General features: G+C 70.2%; 7 protein-coding genes. All 7 read left to right on the plus strand.

Annotated elements, in window-relative coordinates; translation table 11 throughout:
- Positions 1-26: 26 nt before the first annotated feature.
- On the plus strand, positions 27-980 hold the full coding sequence (locus tag FPZ12_RS38105; RefSeq protein WP_144754047.1) for an ABC transporter permease: 954 nt from the start codon (positions 27-29) through the stop codon (positions 978-980).
- Positions 977-1,846, plus strand: coding sequence for an ABC transporter permease (locus tag FPZ12_RS38110; protein WP_144754044.1), 870 nt, complete (start codon positions 977-979; stop codon positions 1,844-1,846). Before FPZ12_RS38105 ends, FPZ12_RS38110 begins: the two co-directional genes overlap by 4 nt.
- Before the next feature lie 32 nt (positions 1,847-1,878).
- Positions 1,879-2,829: an ABC transporter ATP-binding protein gene (locus tag FPZ12_RS46130; RefSeq protein ID WP_208026151.1), complete on the plus strand. Its 951-nt coding sequence runs from the start codon at positions 1,879-1,881 to the stop codon at positions 2,827-2,829.
- Complete coding sequence (locus FPZ12_RS46135; protein WP_208026152.1) at positions 2,829-3,653, plus strand: ABC transporter ATP-binding protein; 825 nt, start codon at positions 2,829-2,831, stop codon at positions 3,651-3,653. The genes FPZ12_RS46130 and FPZ12_RS46135 overlap by 1 nt, the downstream gene beginning before the upstream one ends.
- An 84-nt stretch (positions 3,654-3,737) precedes the next feature.
- Positions 3,738-4,856, plus strand: coding sequence for an enolase C-terminal domain-like protein (locus FPZ12_RS38120; protein ID WP_144754041.1), 1,119 nt, complete (start codon positions 3,738-3,740; stop codon positions 4,854-4,856).
- Between the two features lie 27 nt (positions 4,857-4,883).
- Complete coding sequence (locus FPZ12_RS38125; protein ID WP_144754039.1) at positions 4,884-6,353, plus strand: aldehyde dehydrogenase family protein; 1,470 nt, start codon at positions 4,884-4,886, stop codon at positions 6,351-6,353.
- 40 nt (positions 6,354-6,393) lie between these two features.
- Complete coding sequence (locus FPZ12_RS38130) at positions 6,394-7,197, plus strand: enoyl-CoA hydratase/isomerase family protein (protein WP_144754036.1); 804 nt, start codon at positions 6,394-6,396, stop codon at positions 7,195-7,197.
- The last annotated feature ends 476 nt before the right edge of the window (positions 7,198-7,673 follow it).

Genomic DNA, 7,673 nt, shown 5'->3' on the forward strand with positions numbered 1-7,673 from the left:
TCCTCCACCGGAAGGAGACAGCTCTTATGGTGCGCTACACCGGCGCCCGCCTGCTCCAGGGCCTCGCCGCCGTCGTGGTCGTGGTGACCATCGTGTTCTTCCTTGCCCGGCTGAGCGGGGACGCGGCCGCCCTGCTCGCGCCGCCGGACGCCACCCCGCAACAGCTCGACGCGGTGCGGGAAAGCCTCGGCCTGAACGATTCCCTCTTCGTCCAATATGGACACTATCTCGGCGGGCTGCTGACCGGTGACCTCGGTGAGTCGGTCAGCTTCCGCGCCCCGGTCGCCGGGCTGGTGCTGCCGGCCATGGGGTACACCGCGGTGCTGGCACTGGTGAGTTTCGCGCTCGCGCTGGTGGCCGGGGTCGCGCTCGGGACGTTCGCCGCCTTCCGGTCCGGGACCCGTTCCGACCACGCGGTCCGGCTGCTTTCGGTGCTGGGCCAGTCGATCCCGCCCTTCTGGCTCGGGATGGTGCTGGTCCTCGTGGTCAGCGTGGGGGCGGGCCTGCTCCCGGCGTTCGGCGCGGTCGGCCCCGAAAGCCTGGTGCTGCCCGCGCTGGCGCTCGCCGCGTTGCCGACCGCGGGCATCGCGCGGCTCACCCGGTCCGCGGTCCTGGAGGTCCTCGGCCGCGATCAGACGACTTTCCTGCGCTCGAAGGGAGTCAGCCCGCGCGTGCTGGTGACGCATGTCCTCCGTAACGCGTCCCTGCCCGTCGTGACACTGGCCGGCATCCAGCTCGGCGTCCTGTTCTCCGGGACCATCGTGATCGAGAACCTGTTCGCCTGGCCGGGGGTCGGACTGCTGGCCATCCAGGCGATCCAGGCCAAGGATTTCGCGCTCATCCAAGGAATCGTCGTGGTCAACGTCGTCGTGTTCGTCCTGCTGTTGTTCCTCATCGATCTGTCGTACGGCGTCTTGGACCCCCGTGTGCGCGCACGCCGCGCGGTCGCCGTTCCGGTGCGGGAGGCGGCAGCCCGATGACCGCCATCGCCTCGGCGCCTCCTGCCGCGACAGCCGGAACCCTTGCGGTGAAACGCTTTCCGTGGGTCTCCGGCGGCATCATGGCCGTGTTCGTCCTCTGCGGCGTTCTCGGGCCGGGAATCGCACCGCACGACCCCGATCGTCTCGATCTCAGCAAATCCCTGCTGCCACCGGTGTTCGCCGGCGGGCAGTGGGCCTATCCACTCGGGACCGACCAGCTCGGCCGGGACATCCTGAGCCGGCTCCTGGCAGGCGCGCAGGTTTCGTTCCTGGTCGGTGCCGGCGCGGTGGTGCTCGCCGGCGCGATCGGGCTGGTGGTGGCACTGGTCGCCGGTTACGCCGGCGGGCGGCTCGACACCGTGCTCACCCGGATCGCCGACTCGTCGATGGCCTTCCCGGTGGTGCTGCTGGCGATCGTGCTGGTGGCGATCTACGGGCAGAGCATCGCGATGGTGGTGCTGGTACTGGTGCTCGCCGTGTGGCCGCAGTACGCGCGCGTCCTGCGCAGTGAAGTCCTGCGGGCGAAGGGACAGGATTTCGTGACGATGTCGGCGGTCATGGGCGCCGGCCGCCGCTGGATCGTCACGCGGCACGTGCTGCCCAACCTCGTTCCCACACTCCTGGTGCTGGCGACGTTGCAGCTCGGGTTCGCGATCATCGCCGAGGGCTCGCTCAGCTTCCTGGGCATCGGAGTCCCGCCGCCCGCGGCGTCGTGGGGAAGCATGCTGGCCGACGGCCGCAGCTACCTGTCCACGGCGTGGTGGCTGCCGCTGCTGCCGGGCCTCGCCCTGAGCATCACCGTTCTCGCGGCGAACCTCCTCGGCGACCGGCTTCGCGAGCTCTTCGATCCGGCGACCCGCCGATGACACCCCCGTCCCACGGCAGCGGAAGGCACCCGATGATCCGGATCAGCGATCTGCACACCGATTACCAGCAGGCCGGGAACACCCTGCACGCCACGCGAGGTGTCCGCCTCACGGTTCCGGCCGGGACCGCCGTCGCGGTCGTCGGGGAGTCCGGGAGCGGCAAAAGCACCGTCGCCATGAGCATCATGCGGATGGTCCGCCCGCCGGTCGGCCGGATCGCCTCCGGCCACATCACCGTGGACGGCACGGAAGTGACCGTGCTGGACGACAAGCGCATGCGCGCCGTCCTTCGCCACCGGATCGGGTACATCCCGCAGGACCCGTCCACGGCCCTCGATCCGCTGTACCCGATCGGCACGCAGATTCGTGAGGTGCTGCCGGAAGAGGATCGCGCGCGAGGCGACGACGTGCTCGTCGAACTGCTGGAGTCACTGGGAATCGAGAACGCCCGCGCCCGGCTCGGGGACTATCCGCACCAGTTCAGCGGTGGCATGTGCCAGCGTGTCGCGATCGCCGTCGCGCTGGCCCGGCGGCCCAGCGTCCTGATCGCGGACGAGCCGACGACCGCGCTGGACGTCACGACGCAGCTCGGCATCCTGCGCCTGCTCGACCGCCTGCGGGCCGAACGCGGCCTCGCGGTCCTGTTCATCACCCACAACATGCGCGTCGCCAGGCTGCTGTGCCAGGAACTGGTCGTGATGTACGGCGGGACCGTCGTCGAGAGCGGGCCGATGGACCGGATTCTCGAGCGGCCACGCCATCCCTACACCAAGGCCCTGCTCGGGGCCGGCGACTGGGGCGCCCGGCCGGGGGAACGGCTCGCGGCCATTCCCGGCAGCCCGCCCTCCCTGCGGTCGATGCCAGCGGGGTGCCCATTCGAACCGCGCTGTCACCGGTCCGTCCCCGGCTGCGGGACCGGCCTGCCCGCACTCGCGGCTTCCGGCCCGTCGACCCGGGTCGCCTGCCTGAATCCGGAGGAATGATGGACGCCCCGAACATTCTCGAAGCCCGTGCTGTCACGAAGACCTACCGCGGGCGGGACGGCACCCGCACGGATGCCTTGCGGGGCGTGGATCTGGCCATTCCGGCGGGCGAGACCATCGGACTGGTGGGGGAGTCCGGCAGCGGCAAGACCACGCTGATGCGCCTGCTGCTCGGCATCGAACAACCGACCGGGGGTTCGGTGCTGTTCCGGGGCGCCGACCGGCGGGAGCTGAGCCCCGCGCGGCGTTCCGAACTCCACGACTCGGTTTCCGCCGTCTTCCAGAATCCGTACAGCTCCTTGAATCCCCGGCGCAGGCTCTGGGACGTGATCACCGAACGGCGGGCGATCGAGCGCCGGGCGTCGCGCGGCGAGCGCCGGGAACGGGCGGCCGAGCTGCTGAGACTCGTCGGGCTGCCCGAGGACTTCGCGGACCGTCATCCCCATCAGCTCTCGGGAGGGCAGCGGCAGCGGATCGCCATCGCCCGCGCGCTGGCCGAACGTCCCGCCGTCGTGGTCCTCGACGAGGCGCTCTCGGCGCTCGACGTCTCGGTGAGCGCCCAGATCGCGAACCTGCTCCTGGACCTGCAGGCCGAGCTCGGGGTCGCGTACCTGTTCATCGGGCACGACATGGACATGGTCCGCCACCTCTGCCATCACGTGACCGTGCTGCGCCGGGGCGAGGTCGTGGAATCCGGTCCGGTCCAGGAGGTGACCGAGCGCCCCGCGGCCGGATACACGCGGCTGCTCGTCGAGGCGTCGGCGCTGGAAACCCTGCACCCGGACGGAATCCGGCCCGCGGGCGGCTTGACACGCCGGGCTTGATCAACCACTATTTGACACGGATATCAATTGACAGAGTTGTCAACTTCGGGTGCGGGATCCAGCACTCTCCCCGGGAGGCGGACCATGAAGATCGTCGACGTCAAGGCCACTGTCCTCAACGGACCGGAGCAGGAGTTCCGGTGGAAGGAGGAATGGGAGGGGCGCAAGCTCGGGTTCGTCCTGCTGCGGATCATCGCCGAGGACGGCATCGAGGGGCACTGCATCGCGTACCTGGTCGGCCCGGGCCAGATGGAGGACGCGCTGCCCCGGGTGCGCGCCACGCTCGTCGGCCGGGATCCCCACGACGTGGAGGCGATTTCCTACGAGTTGACCGACAAGCTGGTCAGTCCTTCGGCCGTCGCGTCCACCGTCGACATCGCGCTCTGGGACCTGATCGGGAAGATCCACGAAACGCCCGTCTACCAGCTTCTCGGCGCTGCCCGCCACAAGGTTCGCGCGTACGCGAGCACGGTCTGGTATCCCGAAGTCCAGGACTACGTGGACCTCGCCCTCAAATGCCGGGAGGAAGGCTTCACCGCGTACAAGATCCACGCGTTCGGCGTCCCGGACAAGGACATCGAGGTGTGCCGCGCGGTGCGCGAGGGTGTCGGCGACTCGATGGACCTCATGCTCGACCCGGTGAACGCCTACGATCGCGCGGGCGCGATGCGTGTGGGCCGGGTTCTCGACGAGCTGGACTTCTATTGGTACGAGGCGCCCATCCCGGACAGCGACCTCGACGGGCTCGCCGATCTTTCCCGTGCGCTCGACCTTCCGGTCTCGGCCGCGGAAAGCATCGCGGGCGGGCTGCGTTACCTGCCGCCGTACCTCGTGCGCAATGCCGGTGACACGTTCCGCGGCATCGGCGATTTCATCGGCGGGATCAGCGCGATGAAGAAGTCCGCGGCCCTTTGTGAGGCCTTCGGCACGAAATACGAGCCGCACAGCTATGGCTCCACGTTGATCCAGGCGGCGCATTTCCACGTCATGCTCGCCATCCACAACTGCGACTTCATCGAACTCCCGGTGCCGACCGGGATCCTCGACGGCGGCATGAAGGACGCGCTGCGCGTCAACGCGGAAGGGTTCGTCGACGCGCCGGTCAAACCCGGTCTCGGGTACGAGATCGACGAGGACGAGATCGCGAACCTGACGGTCCGCGAACTGGAGGTGAGCGCGTTCTCGACCCACACGGGTGTGTGAACGGGCTGAAACGGCGAGGGGTTTCCTATGACTGACACGCGCGCACGGAACGACCTGCAGGGGGTCGCCGCCAATCCTTTGTGGACGAACGGAGTGTGGTCACCTGCTGAGGGGGCGGCGATCGCCGTCGTCGACCCGTCCAGCGAGCAGATCCTGGCCGAGGTCCGTGGTGCTTCCGCCGCTCAGGTCGAAGCGGTGTGCGCCGCGGCCGCGGATGCGCAATGGGAGTGGGCGCGCACGGCGCCCTCGGTGCGGGCCAAGGCGCTCCGGGACATGGCGGCGGTGTTGCGTGCGCACGCGGAGCCGCTGGCCGACATCATCATGCGCGAGAGCGGCAAAACGGCCGAGACCTCGGCGATGGAGGTCGAGGTCTCGGCGATGTTCCTCGAGACCAACGCCGAATGGGCGCTGCGGATCGAGGGCGAGATCCTCCCCAGTGACAGTCCCGGCGAGCAGATCCAGCTCGTTCGCGAGCCGCTCGGGGTGGTCGCGGCGATCTGCCCGTGGAATTGGCCGCTGGCGACCGCCGCCCGCAAGATCGGGCCCGCGCTCGTCACCGGGAACACGGTCGTCGTCAAGCCGAGCGAGGTCACCCCGCTCGCGACGATCTTGGCGCTGCGGCTCATCGATGAGGCCCTCGATCTTCCGGCCGGGGTGCTCGGGCTCGTCACGGGTGCGGGTGACGTCGGGAAGGCGCTGGTCGCCAGCCCGCTGACCGACATGGTCACCTTCACCGGGCACCGCGACACCGGGAAGCGGATCATGGCCGCTGCCTCGGGGACGCTGACCAGGGTCGCGCTGGAACTCGGCGGCAAGGCCGCGGCGATCGTGCTGGCGGACGCCGATCTCGACGTGGCGGTCCCGGCGCTGGTCACCGCGCGTTTCGTCAACGCGGGCGAGCAATGTGGTTGTGCCGAAAGGATTTTCGTGGCCCGCCCGATCCTGGACGAGTTCGTGCGCCGCTACGTCGAAGCCGTGTCACGGCTGAAGGTGGGCGATCCCCGGCTCAATCTCGACTTCGGCCCGCTGGTCAACGCGTCGCACTGGGACAAGGTTTCCGGCGCCGTGCGCAAGGCAGTCGACGAAGGGGCGACGGTGGCGCTCGGCGGCGGGCGCCCGGAGGGGACGGAGTTCGACAGCGGGTTCTGGTTCGCCCCGACCGTGCTCACCGGCGTCACCCCGGAGATGAGCATCGCGAAGGAGGAGACGTTCGGCCCGGTCGTCCCGGTGCTGCCCATCGACTCGTTCGACGAGGGCATCGCGCTGGCGAACAGCTCCCGGTACGGGCTGGCGGGCTACCTTTACACGACCTCGTACGCCCACGCGATGCGCGGCGCCCGTGACCTGAACGTGGGTGAGCTGTTCATCAACCGGACGGTCGGGGAAGCGATGCACGCCCACCATGGCGGGCACAAGGAGTCCGGCTATGGCGGGGAGGACGGCAAACACGGGATGCTCAAGTACACCCAGCTGAAGGTGGTTTACCACAACTGGTGACCCGCCTTCACCGAACGCGTTCCGACACGGAGGTCGACTCTTGGACCCGGTTCTCGTCACCGATGACGGCGACGGCGTCACGACTGTGACCCTCGACAGGCCCGACGCGCTGAACGCGCTCAACCGCGAAATGGTGGACGCGCTCAGGGAGTCCCTCGAGGCGATCCGCCGCGACCGCTCGTGCCGGGTGGTGGTGCTGACCGGAAACGGCCGTGGTTTCTGCGCCGGGCTGGACCTCAACGGGTACGGCGACGACGACCTCGTCGACCGCGACGGCGTGATGGTGCGCGGCTTCGACCGGCAGCGCGAACTGGCGGAGCTCTCCCTGCGGTTGCACGAGCTGCCGCAGCCGGTGATCGCCGCGGTGAACGGGCCGGCCGCCGGGGGAGGGCTGGCGCTGGTGTGCGCCGCCGACATCAGGATCGCCGCCGCCGGCGCGGTTTTCGCGGTCGGGTTCATCCGTGCCGGGTTTTCGGCCTGCGATCTCGGTGTCTCGTGGCTGCTGCCGCGGATCGTGGGTGCGGGCCGTGCCCAGGAGCTGATGCTGACCGGGCGCCGGTTCGACGCCGCCGAAGCGCTCGCGGGCGGACTGCTGGCCCGCGTGGTGGACCCGGCAGACCTCGCCGGCTCGGTACGGGAGACCGTGGCGCAGATCCTGGCCAACCCGCCCCTTTCGGTGGAGCTGACGAAAGTGGGGGTGCACACCGCGCTGGAGACGCCGAGCTTCCGCGCGGCCGTCGAGTTCGAAAACCGGCAGCAGATGGTCCCGGCGATGACCGAAGACCGCCGGGAGGCCACCGCGGCCTTCCTGGAACATCGGGCACCGCGCTACCGGCGCCGCTGACTTCGGCCTGGTGCGGGCCTGGCGTGGCGTGGTGTGGCCTGGCGTGGTGTGGTGTGGCGCGGCCTGGCGTGGCACGGCCTTGCCCGGCACGGCACGGCTGGCCTGGTTTAGCACGGCCTTGCCCGGCACAGCCGTGCCTGTCACGGCGCTGCCTGCCCGGCACAGGCCTGCCCGGCACGGCCCTGCACAGCCCTGCCCGGCACAGCCCTGCCCGGCACAGCCTGGCCCGGCCCCGCCCGGCCCGGGCCTGGCTCGACCAGGCTGGGCTCGGCACAGCCTGGCACGGCTCGGCACCGCCCGGCCGTGCCCGGCCTGGCCCGGCCCGGCCCGGCACAGCATGGCCTGGCGCAGCCCTCCCCGGCACAGCCCGGTCCAGCCCGCCTGGCCCGGCCCAGCTCGCCCGGCACAGCCCTCCCCGTCACGGCCCGGCCCGGCCCGGCACAGCTCGGCCCGGTCCAGCCCGCCTGGCCCAGCCC

The organism is Amycolatopsis acidicola (assembly GCF_007713735.2).
In the GTDB taxonomy this organism is placed as follows: Bacteria; Actinomycetota; Actinomycetes; order Mycobacteriales; family Pseudonocardiaceae; genus Amycolatopsis_E; species Amycolatopsis_E acidicola.

Excerpts from the sequence above, each read along its gene's own strand:
- FPZ12_RS38110 (WP_144754044.1), top strand. The coding sequence starts at position 977 with ATGACCGCCATCGCCTCGGCGCCTCCTGCCGCGACAGCCGGAACCCTT.
- FPZ12_RS38105 (WP_144754047.1), top strand. The coding sequence starts at position 27 with ATGGTGCGCTACACCGGCGCCCGCCTGCTCCAGGGCCTCGCCGCCGTC.
- FPZ12_RS46135 (WP_208026152.1), top strand. The coding sequence starts at position 2,829 with ATGGACGCCCCGAACATTCTCGAAGCCCGTGCTGTCACGAAGACCTAC.
- FPZ12_RS38125 (WP_144754039.1), top strand. The coding sequence starts at position 4,884 with ATGACTGACACGCGCGCACGGAACGACCTGCAGGGGGTCGCCGCCAAT.
- FPZ12_RS38120 (WP_144754041.1), top strand. The coding sequence starts at position 3,738 with ATGAAGATCGTCGACGTCAAGGCCACTGTCCTCAACGGACCGGAGCAG.
- FPZ12_RS46130 (WP_208026151.1), top strand. The coding sequence starts at position 1,879 with ATGATCCGGATCAGCGATCTGCACACCGATTACCAGCAGGCCGGGAAC.